The organism is Limnohabitans radicicola (assembly GCF_014837235.1).
GTDB classification, from domain to species: domain Bacteria; phylum Pseudomonadota; class Gammaproteobacteria; order Burkholderiales; family Burkholderiaceae_C; genus Limnohabitans_A; species Limnohabitans_A radicicola.
On record NZ_JACYFT010000001.1, the window covers coordinates 265,380 to 283,667 of the forward strand.

Sequence of the window (18,288 nt, forward strand, 5' to 3'; positions counted from 1 at the left end):
CATCCACACCCCTCCTGTTTTGTATACAGTTCAGCACACAAAGCTGCAAAGTTCTAGCCGCTTTGGGATGTTTCCCTCCCCGTTTATTTGCAAGGAGCCTCCTCCATGAGTTCAACCACCCACCCCGTGGACGAAAAGCTGCCCTCGGGCCAACTCGCCGCTTTGGGCCTGCAGCACGTGCTGGTGATGTACGCCGGTGCCGTGGCCGTGCCCCTGATCGTGGGCCGCGCCCTCAAGCTCAGCCCGCAAGACGTGGCTTACCTGATCTCGGCCGACCTGTTTTGCTGCGGTCTGGTCACCCTGATCCAGTCGCTGGGCGCCACGCAGTGGTTCGGCATCCGCCTGCCCGTGATGATGGGCGTGACCTTCGCCTCCGTGGCCCCCATGGTGGCCATGGCCAACAGCAACCCCGGCGAGATGGGGGCGCAGCTGATCTTTGGCTCCATCATCGGGGCGGGCATCATCTCGATCATCATCGCGCCGCTGGTCAGCCGCATGCTGCGCTTCTTCCCGCCGGTGGTCACCGGCACCATCATTGCCGTGATCGGCATCAGCCTGATGCGCATCGGCATCAACTGGATCTTTGGCAACCCCTTCGGCCCCACCGCTCCGAGCGTGGTCACGCCCGAGCACAAAGCCTGGCTGGACGCGGCCGCGGCCGCGGCCAGCGCCCCTGGCTCTACGCTGCCGGCCATCCCCAAAGACCTGGCCTTGCTGCCCAAGATGCCCAACCCCAAGTACGCCGATCTGGGCGGCGTGGGTGTGGCCGCTTTGGTGCTGGTGTCGATCTTGCTGATCGCCCGCTATGCCAAAGGTTTCGTGGCCAACATTTCGGTGCTGCTGGGCATCGTGATCGGCGGCGTGGTCGCCACCGCCATGGGCCTGATGACCTTTGACAAGGTCGGCAAGGCCGACTGGTTCGGCATCGTGACGCCTTTCCACTTTGGCATGCCGGTGTTTGAGCCGGTGTTGATCCTGACCATGTCCCTGGTCATGATCGTGGTGATGATCGAATCCACTGGCATGTTCCTCGCCCTGGGCGAGATGACCGACAAAAAAGTCGACCAGGCCGCACTCACACGCGGTCTGCGCACCGACGGTCTGGGCACGCTGATTGGCGGCATCTTCAACACCTTCCCCTACACCAGCTTCTCACAGAACGTGGGTCTGGTCGCCGTCACCGGTGTCAAGAGCCGTTTTGTGTGCGTGGCCGGTGGTTTGATTTTGGTGGCGCTGGGCCTGCTGCCCAAGATGGCGGCCCTGGTCGAGTCGCTGCCCACCGTGGTGCTGGGTGGTGCGGGTCTGGTGATGTTCGGCATGGTGGCCGCCACCGGCATCCGCATCCTGGGTGGTGTGGACTTCAAGAACAACCGCTTCAACGCCTTGATCGTGGCGATTTCGATCGGCATCGGCATGATCCCGCTGATCGCCCCCAACTTCAAACAGTGGATGCCACACAACCTGCACCCATTGATTGAATCGGGCATCCTGCTCGCCTCCATCAGCGCGGTGATTTTGAACCTGTTCTTCAATGGCGCAAGCGGTGACAACCGCGATGCGATCGAGGCGGCCAAGCAAGCCGAAGCCCACTGAAGACCGCTTTGAACAGGTAGGACGACGCCCCTCACCAACTGGCGCTGACAACACCGCCAACATTGCCCCCGAGGGTGGGTTCCTACAGTCACTCAAAAGGCCAAGCCAAGTGCTTGGCCTTTTGCTTTTTAGAGGGGTAATGTTCGTCAGGAAGCGGTTACAAATGAGTTACGCTGCTGCCCATTCCCTGTTCTTTCTTTGAGACAACAACAATGAGCGACAACCTCTCCCCCGCCGAACAAGCCCTGCGCGATGCCGCCCGTGACTACCACCGCTACCCCACACGCGGCAAGATTTCGGTCAACCCCACCAAGCCCATGTCCAACCAGCGCGACCTGTCGCTGGCCTATTCGCCCGGTGTGGCTTACCCCTGCCTCGACATCGCGGCCGACCCGTCCAAAGCCGCAGAGTACACCTCGCGTGGCAACCTGGTGGCCGTGATCACCAACGGCACCGCCGTGCTGGGTTTGGGCGACATCGGCCCGCTGGCCAGCAAGCCGGTCATGGAAGGCAAAGGCGGCCTGTTCAAGAAGTTCGCAGGCATCGACGTGTTCGACATCGAACTGGCCGAGCGCGACCCCGACAAGCTGGTCGAGATCATCGCCAGCATGGAGCCCACGCTGGGCGGCATCAACCTCGAAGACATCAAGGCGCCCGAGTGCTTCTACATCGAGAAGAAGCTGCGCGAGCGCATGAACATCCCGGTCTTCCACGACGACCAGCACGGCACAGCCATCATCTCGGCCGCCGCCATGCTCAACGGCCTGGAGCTGGTGGGCAAAGACATTGGCGCGGTCAAAGTGGCGGTGTCGGGCGCAGGCGCTGCCGCCATCGCCTGCCTGGACGTGATGGTGGGCCTGGGCGTCAAGACCAGCAACATCTACGTCTGCGACTCCAAAGGCGTGATTTACGAAGGCCGCCCTGGCGGCTACGACGAATCCAAAGCCCGCTACGCGCAAAAGACCGAAGCCCGCACCCTGGCCGACGCGGTCAAGGGCGCGGACGTGTTCCTGGGCTGCTCGGCCCCCGGCGTGATGACGGTGGAGATGGTCAAGACCATGGCCGACAAGCCGATCATTCTGGCGCTGGCCAACCCAGAGCCCGAAATCCGCCCCGAGCTGGCCAAGGCCGCCCGCCCGGACTGCATCATCGCCACCGGTCGCTCGGACTACCCCAACCAGGTCAACAACGTCCTGTGCTTCCCCTACATCTTCCGGGGCGCACTGGACTGCGGCGCGACCAAGATCACCGAGGCCATGAAGCTGGCCTGCGTGCGCCAGATCGCCGATCTGGCCAAGGCCGACATCAGCGAAGAAGTGGCCAGCGCCTACGCCGGACAGGACCTGACCTTTGGCAGCGACTACCTGATCCCCAAGCCGTTTGACTCGCGCCTGATCCTGCGCATCGCGCCCGCCGTGGCGCAGGCCGCGGCCGAGTCGGGCGTGGCCGAGCGTCCGATCACCGACATGGACGCCTACCGCCAGCAGCTGCAAAGCTTTGTGACGCAAACCGGTCTGCTGATGCGTCCCATCTTCAACGCCGCCAAAGCCGTGCCCAACGGTGCCAAGCGCGTGGCCTATGCCGACGGCGAAGACGAGCGCGCCCTGCGCGCTGCGCAAATGGCCATCGACGAAAAACTGGCCCACCCGATCCTGATCGGTCGCCCCTCGGTGATTGCGGCGCGCATCGAAAAAGCCGGTCTGCGCATGCGCCTGGGTGTGGACGCAGAAAACGTGAACCCCGAAGACGATCCACGCTTTCGCCAGTACTGGGAGCACTACCACCAGCTGATGAAGCGCAACGGCGCCACGCCCGCTGTGGCCAAAGCTGCCGTGCGCCGCTCCAACACCATCATCGGCTCGCTGATGGTCTCGTTGGGCGACGCCGACGCCATGATCTGTGGCTTGGCCGGGACCTACATGACGCACCTGGAGCGCATCGATTCCATTCTGGGCAAGCGCGCGGGCGTGGGCAACTACGCTGCGGTGAACGCGCTCATGACCAACCAGGGCCCGCTGTTCATCGCCGACACCTATGTGCATGAAGACCCGAGCGCCGAGCAACTGGCCGAGATCGCCTTCATGGCGGCGCAAGAAGTGCAGCGCTTTGGCATCGTGCCCAAGGTGGCCTTTCTCTCACATTCGAGCTACGGCTCGTCCAAGCGGGCCTCGGCGCGCAAGATGCGCCTGGCGCGTGACCTGTTTGTGGCGCAGCACCCCGACATCGAGTGCGATGGCGAGCTGCACGGCGACGCGGCCCTGCAGCCCGAGATCCGCAGCGCCTACATCGAAGACAGCACGCTGAGCGGATCGGCCAACCTGCTGGTCTGCCCCAACCTGGATGCGGCCAACATCCTGTACAACGTCATGAAAACCACCACCAGTGGCGGTGTGACCGTTGGCCCGGTGCTGATGGGCGCGGCAGCCTCGGCCCACATCCTCACGCCTGCGGCCACCGTGCGCCGTGTGCTGAACATGACGGCCCTGGCCGTGGCCTGCGCGCAACAGTGAGTCACACACACCAAACTGGTGCCCCGCCCGCCAGGGCTGCACCAGCTTGGGGTTGATCTGAGCACCGACCTGACGCGAAACGTCAGGGGCATCCCTGATAATGGGCACTGAACTTGCTTGACCGAGTTCACCGTTTAATTGATCCAGGAGCCCCCCGATGAACAAGCGTTTTTTCCTCCAGGCCACCGCCGCATTGGCTGCTGCCGCCAGCCTGGGTGCCGCACAAGCCCAAACCACCCCGATCAAATTCCAGCTCGACTGGCGTTTTGAAGGGCCATCGGCGTTCTTCCTGCTGCCAGCTGCCAAGGGCTACTTCAAAGACGCCAAGCTCGACGTGAGCGTGGACGCGGGCAACGGCTCGGGTGGTGCGGTCACCCGCGTGGCCTCGGGCACCTACGACCTGGGCTTTGCTGACCTGGCCGCCCTGATGGAATTCCACGCCAACAACCCCGACGCGCCCAACAAGCCCGTGGCGGTGATGATGGTGTACAACAACACCCCTGCATCGGTGATGGCCCTCAAGAAATCGGGCATCAAAACCCCGGCCGATCTGGCGGGCAAGAAGCTGGGCGCCCCCGTGTTCGACGCAGGCCGCCGTGCTTTCCCGATCTTCGCCAAGGCCAACAACGTGGGCAATGTGGCCTGGACCGCGATGGACCCCCCATTGCGCGAAACCATGCTGGTGCGCGGTGATGTGGATGCCATCACTGGCTTCACCTTCACCTCGCTGCTCAACATCGAAGCGCGTGGCGTCAAGGCCGACGATGTGGTCGTGCTGCAGTACCCCGACTACGGCGTCAAGCTGTATGGCAACGCCATCATCGCCTCGCCTAAGATCATCAAAGAAAACCCAGCGGCTGTGAAAGCCTTCCTGGCCGCCTTCACCAAGGGTGCCAAGGACGTGATCGCCGATCCGGCCAAAGCCATTGAAAGCGTCAAGGCGCGCGACGGCATCATCAACGTGGAACTCGAAACCCGTCGTCTGAAGCTGGCCATCGACACCGTGATCAACAGCCCCGACGCACGCGCCGAAGGCTTTGGCCAGGTCAAGGGCCCCCGCCTGAGCCTGATGGCTTCGCAAGTGTCTGACGCCTTCAATACCAAAACCCGCGTGAAAGCCGATGACATCTGGAACGGTTCGTTCCTGCCCTCGGCCAAAGAGCTGGACATCCTGCCCAAAGGCAAAAAGTGAGCTTCGGGTCGCAATCTGCGGCCTGAAACCGAATCGCTCGGGCCTGCGGGTCCGGGCGTGAACCTGCGCAAAGAGTTTCACCATGTCCCAAGACGCATTCGTCGATTTCCAGAATGTCTGGCTGGCCTACAACGAAGAGTTGCTGGCCCAAAACCACTTTGCGGTGGAAGACATCAACCTGCAGGTCAAGCAAGGCGAGTTCATCGCCATCGTGGGCCCGTCGGGCTGTGGCAAGTCTACCTTCATGAAGCTGACCACGGGCCTGAAAATGCCCAGCAAGGGCCGCATCCTGATCGACGGTCAGCCCGTCACCGGGCCGCTCAAGATCAGTGGTATGGCCTTCCAGGCCCCCTCGCTGCTGCCCTGGCGCACCACGCTCGACAACGTGCTGCTACCGCTGGAAATCGTGGAGCCCTACCGCGCCAGCTTCAAGCAGAAAAAAGCCGAATACGTCGAACGTGCCCGCAAGCTGCTACAGACTGTGGGCCTGGGGGGGTATGAAGACAAATTCCCCTGGCAACTCTCGGGCGGCATGCAGCAACGCGCCAGCATCTGCCGCGCCCTGATCCACGAGCCCAAGATGCTGCTGCTCGACGAGCCCTTTGGTGCGCTCGACGCCTTCACCCGCGAAGAGCTGTGGTGCATCTTGCGCGACCTGTGGACCGCGCAAAAATTCAACGTCATTCTGGTCACGCACGACCTGCGCGAATCGGTCTTTTTGGCCGACACGGTGTACGTGATGAGCAAGAGCCCGGGCCGCTTTGTGGTCAAAAAAGAAATCGACCTGCCGCGCCCCCGCGATCTGGAAATCACCTACACGCCCGAATTCACCAACATCGTGCACGAGCTGCGTGGGCACATCGGTGCCATGCGCAAGACCGGCGCAGCCATCCACCAATGAGTGCCCTCATGAAACAAAAAAACCTTGAACGCTGGGCCCCCTGGGTGCTGTTGATCGTCAGCATTCTGGTCTGGGAAGGCCTGTGCCGCGCCTTCAACGTGTCGGAATTTGTGTTCCCCAGCCCTTCGCGCATCGCGCAGCAAACGGTCGAATACCGCGACGTGATCGCCGGTCACGCCTGGCGCACCTTCTGGGTGACCATGGTCGGCTTTGGCATCGCCATCGTGGTGGGGGTGCTGCTGGGCTTTGTCATTGGCAGCTCGCGCCTGGCCTACGCCGCCGTCTACCCACTCATGACCGCCTTCAACGCCCTGCCCAAGGCGGCCTTTGTGCCCATCTTGGTCGTGTGGTTCGGCATCGGGGTCGGCCCGGCCATCTTGACGGCCTTCCTCATCAGCTTCTTCCCGATCATGGTGAACATTGCCACGGGCCTGGCCACGCTGGAGCCCGAGCTGGAAGACGTGTTGCGCGTGCTGGGCGCCAAGCGCTGGGACGTGCTGGTCAAAGTCGGCCTGCCGCGCTCCATGCCCTACTTTTATGGCTCGCTCAAAGTGGCCATCACACTGGCCTTTGTGGGCACCACCGTGTCGGAGATGACCGCAGCCAACGAAGGCATTGGTTATCTGCTGATCTCGGCCGGCTCGGCCATGCAGATGGGCCTGGCGTTTTCGGGTTTGGTGGTTGTGGGTGCCATGGCCATGGTGATGTACGAACTCTTCAGCACCATTGAAAAGCACACCACCGCCTGGGCCCACCGCGGCTCGCAAGGCGAATAAGCCCCGCCAATGACTTGGCACGCCAGCCTGCGACTCGACTACACGCTGGAGTCTGAACGCAGCGTCGCCCGCTACCAGCACCAAGGGCCGCTGCGCATCCTGCAAAGCCTCTACCCCGAAGGCGATGCGGTCTGCCACAACGTGCTGGTGCACCCGCCCGGCGGCCTGGTGGGCGGCGACACGCTGGACATGCGGATCACGGTGGGCCAAGGCGCACACGGCCTGGTGACCACACCTGGCGCCACACGGTTTTACCGCTCCACCACCGGTTTGGCCAAACAGCAAGTCCATGCCCAAGTGGCGGAAGGTGCACGGCTCGAATGGCTGCCGCTGGAGGCCATTGCCTACAACGCCTGCGATGCGCTCAACCGTGCCACGTTTGAACTCGCACCCGGTGCAGAAATGATGACCTGGGACATCACAGCGCTGGGCCTCCCCGCCGCCGACTTGCCCTTTGAGCAAGGCACCTTCCGCCAACACATGGAGATCCCTGGCGTTTGGCTGGAGCGCGGCAGCATCCACGCCAGCGATGCACGGTTGATGAACAGCCCTTTAGGATTAGCAGGTCAGCGCTGCATGGCCACACTGGCGTTTGCCGCAGGCAGCGCCATCGCCGCCGAGCGCAGCGAACGGGCATTGGCCTGTGCCCGCGAACTGCTCGATGCCTCCCCATTGCGCCTGACGGCAGGCGCCACATCGCCGCACCCGCAGGTCATCGTACTGCGCGTGCTGGCCCCTGTGACCGAACCCGCGCTGCAACTGCTGCGCCTGGTCTGGGCTGCGTGGCGGCAGGAGATGTGGGGGCTGCTGGGGACAGTGCCTCGGTTGTGGAACCTGTAGGAGCGGCGCCCTCGCCGCGTTAGGGCATGGGCTGCTCCAAGTTTCACTGATCGCGACGAAGAAATCGCGCCTACAAAATCAAATCGCCACCAACTGCTGAATGTTCTTCACCTTCATCTCACTCCCCGGTCCGCTGGCGATCACTTCGCCGCGCTCCATCACCAAGTACTGATCGGCCAACTCTTCGGCAAAGTCGTAGTACTGCTCGCACAGCAAAACGCCCATGCGCTGGCCTTGCAGGCCAACGTCGGCCAGTTGGCGGATGACGCGGCCAATGTCCTTGATGATGCTGGGCTGGATGCCTTCGGTCGGTTCGTCCAATATCAATAGGCGCGGCTTGGCGGCCAGTGCGCGGGCAATGGCCAGCTGCTGCTGTTGGCCGCCAGACAAGTCACCGCCACGGCGGTGCAGCATTTGTTTGAGCACCGGGAAAAGCTCAAACAACTCGGGAGGGATCGGCGTGCCACCGGGCTGCGTGGCCAGGCCCATGCGCAGGTTGTCTTCGACAGTGAGGCGGGCAAAGATTTCGCGGCCCTGGGGCACATAGCCAATGCCAGCCGCTGCGCGTTCGTAGGGTTTGGCTTTGGTGATGTCCTGACCAGCGAGCGTGACGCTGCCGCTTTGGATGGGCACCAGACCCATCAGGCTTTTGAGCAGCGTGGTCTTGCCCACGCCGTTGCGGCCCAGCAGCACCGTCACGCGGCCCTGGGCGGCGCTCAGGCTCACGTCGCGCAGGATGTGCGAACCGCCGTAGTACTGGTGAATATTTTTGACTTCTAGCATGTGCGTTTCTTCGGAATTTATCGCGGCGAGGGCGCCGCTCCTACAGGGGGGTCATCGACCAAGGTAGACCTCAATCACCCGCTCGTCGGCCTGCACTTGGTCGAGCGTGCCCTGGGCCAGCACAGAGCCGTCGCACAGCACGGTGACGATGCCCCCGAGGGTGCGGATGAAGCTCATGTCGTGCTCCACCACCATCAGCGAGTGCTTGCCCTTGAGCGTGAGGAACAGCTCGGCCGTGCGCTCGGTCTCGTGGTCGGTCATGCCGGCAACGGGCTCGTCCAGCAGCAGCAGCTTGGGGTCCTGCATGAGCAGCATGCCGATCTCCAGCCACTGCTTTTGACCGTGGCTGAGCAGCCCTGCTGGCTTGCTGACGCTGTCCGCCAGGTGGATGGTGTGCAGCACTTCGGCCAAACGGCCTGACTGCACCGAATCGAGCTTGAAGAACATCGAGGCCTTGACGCCTTTGTGGGTCTTGAGCGCGAGTTCCAGGTTTTCAAACACGGTGAGCTGCTCGAACACCGTGGGCTTCTGGAACTTGCGGCCAATGCCCAGCTGGGCGATCTCGGGCTCGTTGTGGCGCAACAGGTCGATGGTGCTGCCAAAGTACACCGTGCCTTCGTCGGGCCGGGTCTTGCCGGTGATGATGTCCATCATCGTGGTCTTGCCCGCGCCGTTGGGGCCGATGATGCAGCGCAGCTCGCCCGGGGCGATGTCGAGCGACAACTTGTTGATAGCCTTGAAGCCGTCAAAGCTCACGCTCACGTCTTCCAGGTAGAGGATGCGGCCGTGGCTCACATCCACTTCGTTGCGGTCTTGTACCACGCGGCCGTAGCCTGCGCTGCGGCCACCGGACTCGGTGGATTCAACCCTCAGTTTGGCGTGTTCGGCGATGCGCTCGGCGCCTTGTTTGAGCAGGTCGGGCGTCATGCGGCACCGCCTTTCTTGTTTTTGAGTTTGGCAACAAGCCCAACCACGCCGTTCGGTAAATACAAAGTCACGGCAATGAACAGAGCGCCCAAGAAGTACAACCAGAATTCAGGCGCAGTCACCGTCAGCCAGCTCTTGGCACCGTTGACCAGGAAGGCACCCACGATGGGGCCAATGAGCGTGCCGCGACCACCGACAGCCGCCCAGATGGCGATCTCGATCGAGTTGGCGGCGCTCATCTCGCCGGGGTTGATGATGCCCACCTGCGGCACGTACAGGGCTCCGGCCACACCGCACATGACGGCAGAGATGACCCAGATGCTCAGCTTGTAAGGCAGCGGCGAATAGCCCGAGAACATGACACGGGTTTCCGCATCGCGGATGGCCTGCAACACACGGCCATACTTGCTCGTGACCAGCCAGCGCGCGAACAAGAAGAAGCCCAGCAGCGTGAGGCCCGTGATCACAAACAAACTCATGCGCATGCCCGGGGTGGCTATCGGCATGCCCAAAATGCGCTTGAAGTCGGTGAAACCGTTGTTGCCACCAAAGCCGGTTTCGTTGCGGAAGAACAGCAGCAAAGCCGCATAGGTCATGGCCTGCGTGATGATGGAAAAGTACACCCCCTTGATGCGCGAGCGGAAGGCAAAGAAGCCAAACACCCCGGCAATCACCGCAGGCACCAGCACCACCAGCACCAGCGTGGCGACAAAGCTGTCCGACAGCAGCCAGTGCCAGGGCAGCTCTTTCCAGTCCAAGAAGACCATGAAGTCGGGCAGATCGCTTTTGTAGTTACCGTCTTGCCCGATCTGGCGCATGAGGTACATGCCCATCACGTAGCCGCCCAGCGCAAAGAACAGGCCGTGCCCCAGGGACAGGATGCCGGTGTAGCCCCAGATCAGGTCCATGGCCAGCGCACAGATGGCGTAGCACATGATCTTGCCGACCAGGGCGATGGCGTAGTCGCTCATGTGCAAGGCACTGCCCGCAGGCACCACCAGGTTGAGCACCGGGGCCAGCACGCCGACCACAAGCAGACAGATTAAAAAAGCAGTCCAGGCCTTGCGTGACAGCAAAGCGGGTGCCGCAGGAAGAATCAGTGGGCTCATGCTTCTGCACTCCGACCTTTCATCGCGAAGATGCCCTGCGGGCGCTTCTGGATGAACACAATGATGAAAACCAGCACACAGATCTTGGCCAGCACCGCGCCGGTCCAGCCTTCGAGCAGTTTGTTGACGAGGCCCAAGCCCAGCGCGGCATACACCGTGCCCGCCAGCTGGCCCACGCCACCCAGCACCACCACCATGAACGAGTCCACGATGTAGCTCTGGCCCAAATCAGGGCCGACGTTGCCGACCTGGCTGAGGGCGCAGCCCGCCAGCCCGGCAATACCCGAACCCAAAGCAAACGCGTAGGTGTCGATGCGTGCGGTGTTGACGCCCATGCACGAGGCCATGGGACGGTTTTGCGTGACGCCACGCACGAACAGGCCCAGGCGCGTCTTGCCGATCAAGAGCGCCATGCCCACCAGCACGGCAGCCGCAAACGCGATGATGATCAGGCGGTTCCAGGGCAGCTGCAGGTTGGGCAACAACTGCAAGGAGCCGCTCATCCACGCGGGGTTTTCTACACCCACGTTTTGTGCGCCAAACAGGCTGCGCACGCCTTGCATGAGCACCAAGCTGATGCCCCAGGTGGCCAGCAGGGTTTCGAGCGGGCGACCGTAGAGGTGCTTGAGGATGGAGCGTTCCAGCGCCGCACCCACCAAGGCCGAAGTCAAAAATGCCACCGGCATCGCCGCCAGCAGGTAATAGTCAAACGCACCCGGAAGGTACTGACGGAAAGCGACCTGCACCACATAAGTGGCATAAGCGCCAATCATCATCAGCTCGCCATGCGCCATGTTGATGACGCCCATCAGGCCATAGGTGATGGCCAGGCCCAACGCCACCAGCAGCAAGATGGAGCCCAGGCTCGCGCCGGTAAACAGCTGACCGAGCCGCTCGCCCCAGCGCAGGCCGTCCTGCACTTCACGCAGCGAGGCCTTGATGACGCTCTGAACAGCGGGATCGGTTTCAGCCGTGAGTTGCTGATTCAGCAGTAAAAGTACTTCGGGCTGGGCACTGCCTGCGAGTTCACGCGCGGCGAGCAGGCGGTCGTTGGGCACTTCGCTTTGCAGCAGCACGGCGGCGCGCGCCTGCTTGATCAGGGCGTACACCTTGGGGTCTTGTTCTGCGGCCAGTGCTTTGTCGAGCACAGGCCTGCGGCTGGCGTCGGGTTCCTTGAGCAAGGACAACGCTGCCTGCGCACGGATCTTCACCTCGGGGCTGAACAGCTTGAGTGCGGCCAGGGCCGCATCCACCTCGCCGCGCAGGCGGTTGTTCAGCATCACATCTTCGGCGTCTGCAGGCAGGTCGACTTTCTCGCCTGTCACCGGATCGGTGGCCTGGCCGCCTTGCAGCACCAGCACCCTGCCGCCAACGATTTTGACCGCGTCGTCGGCCAGGGCCTGCAGGTAAGCCGCTGTTTTCTCATCGCCTTGCGCCACCGCTTTGGCCAGGGCCTCGACCCGGGCATCGTTGTCTCCGGCGGCAATGCCCAGGGCTTCTTCCCGGGTCAAAGCCTGCGCAGTGCCCACCCACAACAGGCACAGCACCAGCAACCATCTCGTCATTGTTTGCATTCCAGTTTTCCTTTGCAGGCGCACAGCCCACGGCGCCTTGCACTCCAACAAAAAAAGGGGAGGACGTGCGCCCTCCCCTTTTCAGGACGCTGCTGCCCAATTACTTCTTGACAGGTTCGTCAGGCTTGGAAGCATTGCCTTCGATGAAAGGGCTCCATGGCTTGGCCTTGACGGGGCCAGGGGTCTTCCAGACCACGTTGAACTGGCCATCGGCCTTGATCTCGCCGATGAACACCGACTTGTGGAGGTGGTGGTTCTTTTCGTCCATCTTGCTGGTGATGCCAGAAGGTGCCTTGAAGGTCTGACCCGCCATGGCCTTGATCACGGCATCCACATCGGTGGTCTTGGCTTTCTCAACCGCTTGCTTCCACATGTTGATGCCGATGTAGGTGGCTTCCATCGGATCGTTGGCCAGCGGCTTGTCTTTGTGACCCGCGATGCCTTTGGCCTTGGCGTAAGCAGACCACTTCTTGATGAAGTCGTCGTTGGCAGGGTTCTTGATGCTCATGAAATAGTTCCATGCCGCCAAGTGGCCGACCAAAGGCTTGGTGTCCACGCCACGCAACTCTTCCTCACCCACCGAGAAGGCGACCACGGGCACGTCCTTGGCCTTCAGACCGGCGTTGCCCAGTTCCTTGTAGAACGGCACGTTGGAGTCGCCGTTGATGGTGGAGACCACTGCGGTCTTGCCACCGGCACTGAACTTTTTGATGTCAGCGACGATCGTCTGGTAGTCAGAGTGACCAAACGGGGTGTACTTCTCATCGATGTCGCTGTCTTTCACGCCTTTGCTCTTGAGGTAGGCGCGCAGAATTTTGTTGGTGGTGCGGGGGTACACATAGTCGGTGCCCAGCAGCACCCAGCGCTTGGCCGAGCCACCGTCTTTGCTCATCAGGTAGTCCACTGCAGGAATGGCTTGCTGGTTGGGGGCAGCGCCTGTGTAGAAAACGTTTTTGGACAGCTCTTCACCTTCGTACTGCACGGGGTAGAACAGCAGGCCGTTCATTTCTTCCACAACAGGCAACACCGATTTGCGAGACACCGAAGTCCAGCAACCGAAGATGACCGAAACTTTGTCCTGGCCCAACAGCTGCTTGGTTTTTTCAGCGAACAGAGGCCAGTTGGAGGCAGGGTCGACCACAACAGGTTCGAGCTTCTTGCCCAGAACGCCGCCCTTGGCGTTGATTTCGTCAATCGCCATCAGCACGGTGTCTTTCAACACAGTTTCAGAGATGGCCATGGTGCCAGACAGGCTGTGCAACACACCGACCTTGATGGTATCGGCTGCTTGCGCTTGCAAAGAGAAAGTCAATGTGCCAGCAGCCAAGGCAGATGCCAGGGCCAAAGCTTTGAGGTTGCCGCGACGGTTCATCATGAGATCACTCCAGTAGGGAAAAGTTTTTTGAACACTTGAGGGCAAGATTGCCAACCCGCAGAGGTATTCGCAAACACCGTGCCAGCTTTTTGCTGGTGTACAACGCACCAGAAAACGGCATACTTGCAATGGACTTCTCCATGGCGCCTATAAAGAGGGCACGCAATTTGCATGGAATGACACAACGCACGAATTCGGAAAGACGCGCACCAAGATGGAACTCACTCCCCGCGAAAAAGACAAGCTGCTGATCTTCACCGCCGCACTGTTGGCCGAGCGCCGCAAGGCCCGTGGCCTCAAGCTCAACTACCCGGAAGCGGTGGCATTGATCAGCGCCGCCGTCATGGAAGGCGCGCGCGACGGCAAGACCGTGGCGCAGCTCATGAGCGAAGGCCGCACCGTGTTGACGCGCGCGGATGTGATGGACGGCATCGCGGAAATGATTCCGGACATCCAGGTCGAAGCCACTTTCCCGGACGGCACCAAATTGGTGACCGTGCACCAACCCATCGTCTGAAAACACCAAGGAGCACACCCATGAATACCAAATACCTCGCCACTTTGCTTGTTGGTGCATTCACCCAAATGGGGGCACTCGCCCACGACGGCCACGGCATGGCCGGAGCCCACTGGCACGCCACGGACGCCGTCGGTTGGGTGGTCGCCATCGCACTGGCGGTGGCGGGCTGGTACATCGGCACGCGCAAGTGAGGTGCGCATGACACCCGGTGAACTTTTGATCGACGATGGCGAGCACGCCATCAACACCGATCGCCGCAGCGTCACGCTCGTGGTGCAGAACACGGGCGACCGCCCGATCCAGGTGGGGTCGCACTACCACTTTGCCGAGACCAACGCGGCGCTGGGCTTTGACCGCCTCGCCGCCCAAGGCATGCGGCTGAACATCGCGGCGGGCACGGCTGTGCGCTTTGAGCCTGGGCAGCAACGCACGGTGGAGTTGGTGGACTATGCGGGCGACCGTGTGGTTTACGGCTTCCGTGGTTTGACGAATGGGCAACTTGACACCAACGTCAAAGGAAAGCTTTGATATGGCAACGATTGGAAAACGCGCTTATGCGGAGATGTTCGGCCCCACCGTGGGTGACCGCGTGCGGCTGGCCGACACCGAACTCGTGATCGAGGTCGAAAAGGACTACACCCTGCAAGCGGGCGGCTATGGCGAAGAGGTCAAGTTTGGCGGTGGCAAGACGATCCGCGACGGCATGTCGCAGTCGCAGCGCACCCGCGCAGAGGGTGCCGTAGATTGCGTGCTGACCAATGCGCTCATCATCGACCACTGGGGCATCGTCAAGGCCGACATTGGCCTGGTGGGCAACCGCATCGCCGCCATCGGCAAAGCGGGCAACCCCGACACGCAGCCGGGGGTCGACATCGTGATTGGCCCGGGCACCGAAGTCATCAGCTGCGAGGGCATGATCGTCACCGCAGGCGGTGTGGACACGCACATCCACTTCATCGCGCCGCAGCAGATTGATGAAGCCCTGGCCAGCGGCGTGACCACCATGCTCGGCGGCGGCACGGGCCCGGCCACCGGCACCTTTGCCACCACCTGCACGCCCGGCCCCTGGAACATCGAACGCATGATGCAGGCGGCCGACGCCTTTCCGATGAACCTGGGCTTTTTGGGCAAGGGCAACGCCGCACTGCCTGCAGCGCTGCACGAGCAGATCAGCGCGGGCGCCATTGGCCTCAAGCTCCACGAAGACTGGGGCACCACACCAGCAGCCATCGACAACTGCTTGAACGTGTCCGAAGAAACCGACACGCAAGTGGCCATCCACACCGACACGCTCAACGAGTCGGGTTTTGTGGAAGACACCGTGGCCGCGTTCAAGGGCCGCACCATCCACACCTTCCACACCGAAGGCGCAGGCGGCGGGCACGCGCCCGACATCTTGAAAGTGGTGGGCGAAGCCAATGTGCTGCCGTCTTCCACCAACCCGACACGGCCCTACACCGTCAACACGCTCGACGAGCATGTGGACATGCTCATGGTCTGCCACCACCTGGACCCGGCCATTGCCGAGGATTTGGCCTTTGCCGAAAGCCGCATCCGTAAGGAAACCATTGCGGCCGAAGACATCCTGCACGACCTGGGCGCCATCAGCATGATGAGCAGCGACAGCCAGGCCATGGGCCGGGTGGGCGAGGTCATCATCCGCACCTGGCAGACGGCGCACAAGATGAAGGTGCAGCGCGGCAAGCTCGATGGCGATACCAACCGCCACGACAACGCCCGCGTCAAGCGCTACATCGCCAAATACACGATCAACCCCGCGATTGCACACGGCATCAGCCACGAGGTGGGCAGCGTCGAGGTGGGCAAGTGGGCCGATCTGGTGATCTGGAAGCCCGCCTTCTTTGGCATCAAACCCGCCATCGTCATGAAGGGTGGCTTCATCGCGCTGGCCGCCATGGGCGACCCGAACGCTTCCATCCCGACACCCCAGCCCGTGCATTACCGCCCGATGTTTGGCAGTTTTGGCGGCGCACTGGCTAAGGGTTCGCTGACCTTTGTGTCGCAGGCCGGGCTACTGGCGGGTGTGGGCGAGCGCTATGGCCTGGCCAAAACGCTGTCAGCGGTCAAGAACATCCGCAACGTGGGCAAAAAGGACATGGTCCACAATGCCTACGCGCCGCGCATGGAGGTGGATGCCCAGACCTATGTGGTGCGCGCCGACGGCATGCTGCTGACCTGCGAGCCCGCAGCCAGCCTGCCAATGACCCAACGCTACTTTTTGTTCTGATGCTCCACTGCTCCAAACTCATGCCGCAAGGCCGTGGCCTGGCCCGTGTGCTGGTCCAACGCGCCAGCACCATCACGCTCGACTGGGACGTGCGCCAGAAAAGCCGTTTTGATGCGACAGACAGCGCGGGCCGCGCCCTGGGCATCTTTTTGCCCCGAGGCACCGTGGTGCGCGGCGGCGATGTGCTGGTGGCCGAAGACGGCTCGCTGGTCCGCGTCGAGGCAGCACCCCAAGCGGTGCTGCGCATCACCGCCTGCACAGAGCACGGCTCGCCCTTTGACCTGACCCGCGCCGCCTACCACCTGGGTAACCGCCATGTGCCCATTGAGCTGCAGCCCGACCATCTGAAGATCGAACCCGACCATGTGCTGGCCGACATGCTGCGCGCCATGCACATGACGGTGGTGGCCGTGTCTGAGCCCTTTGAGCCCGAGAGCGGCGCTTATGGCGACCACAGCGGCCATGCGCACAGTGGTCATTCGCACGGAAGCCAGGGCCACAGCCACGATCACGCACCCGTCGCAGCCAAGCGCATCGCCATACCGATCCACTCGGCCCCTGCCGCGCCCCATGTGCACGGACCCAACTGCAACCATGCGCACTGACACCGCGCCCTCGGGTTTGCTGCAACTGATCTGGCTCGCATCGCCTGCGCTGCCAATCGGCGGCTTCTCGTATTCCGAAGGCCTGGAAGCTGCCATCGAGCAAGGCCTGGTAGATGACGAAGCCAGCGCCACCGACTGGGTGGTGGACCAACTGCACCTGACGCAGTCGCGCGGCGACATGGCGGTGTTGGCGCAAGCCATCCCCGCCTGGCAGCGCGGCGACACCGTACGCCTGCAAGAGCTCAACGATTGGGTCATGGCCACCCGCGAAACCGCCGAGATGCGCTTGCAAACCGAGCAGATGGGCCGATCCCTGCTCGACTGGCTGCGCAACCTGCAGCAAGCCAGCGACGATCAACTTCACGTGTGTGCCCAATTGCCAACAACCTACCCTTTGGCCATGGCACTGGCCTTGTCCTTGGCACAAGCGCCCCTCGACCAAGCGCTGCAAGCCTGCGCCTTTGGCTGGGCCGAAAACATGACCCAGGCCGCCCTCAAGGCCGTGCCGCTGGGCCAAAGTGCTGGCCAGCGCATGTTGGCGCGGCTGGCCCGCGAAATACCTCTGGCCGTGAAAACGGCCATGCAAACCCAGGACGAAGACCGGCAAGCCTTCAACCCCATGCTGGCCATCCTGTCGGCACGTCACGAAACCCAATACTCCCGAATTTTCCGATCATGAGCTCTGCACTGCACCACATCCCGAATCGCACCAAAAAACTACCGCCCCTGCGCGTGGGCATTGGCGGGCCTGTGGGCTCCGGCAAAACCACGCTGCTCGAGATGCTCTGCAAAAACATGCGCGAGCGTTGGGACCTCATCGCCATCACCAACGACATTTACACCAAGGAAGACCAGCGCTTGCTCACCGTGAGTGGCGCGCTGCCCGCCGAGCGCATCATGGGCGTGGAAACGGGCGGCTGCCCGCACACGGCCATCCGCGAAGACGCGTCCATCAACCTCGAAGCGATCGACCGCATGCTGGAGAAGTTCCCGAACGCCGACGTGGTCTTCATCGAAAGCGGCGGCGACAACCTGGCCGCCACCTTCAGCCCCGAACTGTCTGACCTCACGATCTATGTGATCGATGTGGCCGCAGGCGAAAAAATCCCCCGCAAGGGCGGCCCCGGCATCACCAAGAGCGACCTGTTCGTCATCAACAAGACCGACCTGGCGCCGCACGTGGGCGCTGACCTGGAAGTGATGCGCGCCGACACCGACCGCATGCGCCCCAACCGCGAGACACGCCCCTGGGTGATGACCAACCTCAAAACGCTGGATGGCCTGGCCGAAGTGGTCACCTTCATCGAAAAGCGGGGCATGCTCCACAGCGCCTGA

18 protein-coding genes are annotated in these 18,288 nt (G+C 62.3%); 13 read left to right on the forward strand and 5 right to left on the reverse strand.

Features of this window, described 5'->3' with window-relative positions:
- Nucleotides 1-105 precede the first annotated feature (105 nt).
- From IC609_RS01360 to IC609_RS01385, 6 genes are all read left to right on the forward strand, one after another.
- Nucleotides 106-1,593 (forward strand): nucleobase:cation symporter-2 family protein, encoded by a 1,488-nt coding sequence (locus IC609_RS01360; RefSeq protein ID WP_191817664.1) that lies wholly within the window; start codon nt 106-108, stop codon nt 1,591-1,593.
- Nucleotides 1,594-1,805: 212 nt separating this feature from the next.
- Nucleotides 1,806-4,103 (forward strand): NADP-dependent malic enzyme, encoded by a 2,298-nt coding sequence (locus tag IC609_RS01365; protein WP_191817665.1) that lies wholly within the window; start codon nt 1,806-1,808, stop codon nt 4,101-4,103.
- 157 nt (nt 4,104-4,260) lie between these two features.
- A complete protein-coding gene (locus IC609_RS01370) occupies nt 4,261-5,295 on the forward strand; it encodes an ABC transporter substrate-binding protein (RefSeq protein WP_191817666.1) in 1,035 nt (344 codons plus the stop codon).
- Nucleotides 5,296-5,377: 82 nt separating this feature from the next.
- On the forward strand, nt 5,378-6,196 hold the full coding sequence (locus IC609_RS01375; protein WP_191817667.1) for an ABC transporter ATP-binding protein: 819 nt from the start codon (nt 5,378-5,380) through the stop codon (nt 6,194-6,196).
- 8 nt (nt 6,197-6,204) lie between these two features.
- Entirely contained in the window at nt 6,205-6,972 is a 768-nt protein-coding gene (locus IC609_RS01380) for an ABC transporter permease (RefSeq protein ID WP_191817668.1), read from the forward strand.
- A 9-nt stretch (nt 6,973-6,981) separates the two neighbouring features.
- Nucleotides 6,982-7,812 carry an urease accessory protein UreD gene (locus tag IC609_RS01385; protein ID WP_191817669.1) on the forward strand — a complete coding sequence of 277 codons (831 nt, stop codon included), beginning with the start codon at nt 6,982-6,984 and terminating at the stop codon, nt 7,810-7,812.
- 78 nt (nt 7,813-7,890) lie between these two features.
- Here the strand turns inward: IC609_RS01385 and urtE are convergent, their stop codons facing one another.
- The 5 genes from urtE to urtA all read right to left on the reverse strand — a co-directional run bounded on the left by urtE (nt 7,891) and on the right by urtA (nt 13,577).
- A complete protein-coding gene (urtE, locus tag IC609_RS01390; RefSeq protein ID WP_191817670.1) occupies nt 7,891-8,595 on the reverse strand; it encodes an urea ABC transporter ATP-binding subunit UrtE in 705 nt (234 codons plus the stop codon).
- A gap of 51 nt (nt 8,596-8,646) precedes the next feature.
- A complete protein-coding gene (gene urtD / locus IC609_RS01395; RefSeq protein WP_191817671.1) occupies nt 8,647-9,522 on the reverse strand; it encodes an urea ABC transporter ATP-binding protein UrtD in 876 nt (291 codons plus the stop codon).
- On the reverse strand, nt 9,519-10,631 hold the full coding sequence (gene urtC / locus IC609_RS01400; RefSeq protein ID WP_191817672.1) for an urea ABC transporter permease subunit UrtC: 1,113 nt from the start codon (nt 10,629-10,631) through the stop codon (nt 9,519-9,521). Before urtC ends, urtD begins: the two co-directional genes overlap by 4 nt.
- Nucleotides 10,628-12,196 (reverse strand): urea ABC transporter permease subunit UrtB, encoded by a 1,569-nt coding sequence (urtB, locus tag IC609_RS01405; RefSeq protein WP_191817673.1) that lies wholly within the window; start codon nt 12,194-12,196, stop codon nt 10,628-10,630. Before urtB ends, urtC begins: the two co-directional genes overlap by 4 nt.
- Nucleotides 12,197-12,305: 109 nt before the next feature.
- Entirely contained in the window at nt 12,306-13,577 is a 1,272-nt protein-coding gene (urtA, locus tag IC609_RS01410) for an urea ABC transporter substrate-binding protein (protein ID WP_191818858.1), read from the reverse strand.
- Between the two features lie 217 nt (nt 13,578-13,794).
- On the opposite strand from urtA, the gene IC609_RS01415 reads away from it, so the two are divergent.
- From IC609_RS01415 to ureG, 7 genes are read left to right on the forward strand one after another with little or no spacing between them, the layout of a single operon-like run.
- Nucleotides 13,795-14,097, forward strand: coding sequence for an urease subunit gamma (locus tag IC609_RS01415; RefSeq protein ID WP_124510104.1), 303 nt, complete (start codon nt 13,795-13,797; stop codon nt 14,095-14,097).
- Nucleotides 14,098-14,117: 20 nt separating this feature from the next.
- Nucleotides 14,118-14,291 carry a hypothetical protein gene (locus tag IC609_RS01420; RefSeq protein ID WP_191817674.1) on the forward strand — a complete coding sequence of 58 codons (174 nt, stop codon included), beginning with the start codon at nt 14,118-14,120 and terminating at the stop codon, nt 14,289-14,291.
- Between the two features lie 7 nt (nt 14,292-14,298).
- A complete protein-coding gene (locus IC609_RS01425; protein ID WP_191817675.1) occupies nt 14,299-14,628 on the forward strand; it encodes an urease subunit beta in 330 nt (109 codons plus the stop codon).
- Between the two features lies 1 nt (nt 14,629).
- A complete protein-coding gene (gene ureC / locus IC609_RS01430) occupies nt 14,630-16,348 on the forward strand; it encodes an urease subunit alpha (protein ID WP_191817676.1) in 1,719 nt (572 codons plus the stop codon).
- Entirely contained in the window at nt 16,348-16,953 is a 606-nt protein-coding gene (gene ureE, locus IC609_RS01435; RefSeq protein ID WP_191817677.1) for an urease accessory protein UreE, read from the forward strand. The genes ureC and ureE overlap by 1 nt, the downstream gene beginning before the upstream one ends.
- Nucleotides 16,943-17,632 (forward strand): urease accessory protein UreF, encoded by a 690-nt coding sequence (locus IC609_RS01440; protein WP_191817678.1) that lies wholly within the window; start codon nt 16,943-16,945, stop codon nt 17,630-17,632. Before ureE ends, IC609_RS01440 begins: the two co-directional genes overlap by 11 nt.
- Nucleotides 17,629-18,288, forward strand: a complete 660-nt coding sequence (gene ureG, locus IC609_RS01445; protein ID WP_191817679.1) for an urease accessory protein UreG — start codon at nt 17,629-17,631, stop codon at nt 18,286-18,288. Before IC609_RS01440 ends, ureG begins: the two co-directional genes overlap by 4 nt.